Genomic DNA, 1415 nt, shown 5'->3' on the forward strand with positions numbered 1-1415 from the left:
CATATCTACTACTTCGGCACTTCCTCCCTTACGGAAGGTTTGGACTTCGGTGTGATGTGTCACCTCATCCGACCTCGTAGCCTCCGTATATGGTTTCCCGATTTTCGGGACAGGCTCTGTTCGTCAGTACAGACACCGCAGTCTGGCTTACTTCACTGCATGCCTCACGGCAAACCAGCTTGCCACTTGCTTGGCTTCGGGACGTTACGCCCGCGCTTAAGGGACTTTCACCCGTTGGAACGCTCATTTAAATGAACTATATTCACCATTCAAGGCACACACAATGTATAAAAATAATAGCGGTTTAGTCGCTAAAACAAAAGTAAGTAACTATAAAAAAGGTCTGTGTTTAACCGAAAAGTTAGTGCGTGGAAATCCGCTACTATTCTTATACTAGACCGTTATCTGTAACCCTAAATCACAACCAAACAATTTATAAAATGAAAAAACTTAAACTGATATTCTTTTTACTCTTACCATTGATTTCAATTAAAGCTCAAAGCGTTGATGACATCTTAATAGGGGATAAAAACTTACCTGATGTTTTGCTAATTGGTACTTTTCATTTTTCATATTATGATGAAGATACTTACAAAACAAATCCAGAGGATAGAATTGACATCCTTTCCGATAAAAGACAATTAGAAATTAAAGAATTGGTAGAATATATCTCAAGATTCAAACCAACGAAAATTTTTGTAGAAGATTTCAACAAGAATAACATATTAATGAATAATTACAGAGAGTACAAAAATGGAAATTACCAGTTGACCAGTGATGAAATTGACCAAATAGCTTATAGATTAATGGATGATTTTCAACTTGACACGATTTATGGTGTAGATCAGAAAACAATTTTTCAAACTCTCTATAGTAACGATGAGACAAAAGATTATGCATTTGACCTTTACAAGGGGTTAGATTTTGAAAGAGATTTTTTAGATAGTGAAATTGGTAAAAAATATATGAAACTTTATGAATATGAAGACCAGTATTTGCTAGAAAATTCAATGCTTGATTATTTCAAATGGTTGAATTCACCTGAGAAAAAAAACAGGGGCTTCTATAGTTTGTTTGCAGGAATATTTGGACAAGAGGATGAAAGAGTTGCTGATGCAAGCACAATTGGTATGGTAAGTAGAAACTTTAGAACATTAAACTTAATTGAAAAAAATATCAATTCGGCCAATGATAGAATTTTAATCTTATTTGGTTCATCTCACACAGATTTTTTTAAATTGTATTATGAATCCTCCCCTGAACATAATCTGATTGAATTTAATGACCTTGAAAATTACAATGAATAGAAAGGGCTACGGATAATCGAGGTACTGTCTTAAATTCCAAGTAATTTTTAAAGGTTTTTATTAAATTTACAATAGCGAAAAGAGGGCTTCAGGCGATTCTTTGCACGG

General features: G+C 34.1%; 1 protein-coding gene. It reads left to right on the forward strand.

The genetic code is table 11. The annotated features are described in order from the left end of the window. Window positions 1-440: 440 nt before the first annotated feature. Window positions 441-1307 carry a DUF5694 domain-containing protein gene (locus CLW00_RS21190; protein ID WP_106135707.1) on the forward strand — a complete coding sequence of 289 codons (867 nt, stop codon included), beginning with the start codon at window positions 441-443 and terminating at the stop codon, window positions 1305-1307. The last annotated feature ends 108 nt before the right edge of the window (window positions 1308-1415 follow it).

Origin of the sequence: Mongoliibacter ruber (genome assembly GCF_003003005.1) — a bacterium.
GTDB lineage: Bacteria > Bacteroidota > Bacteroidia > Cytophagales > Cyclobacteriaceae > Mongoliibacter > Mongoliibacter ruber.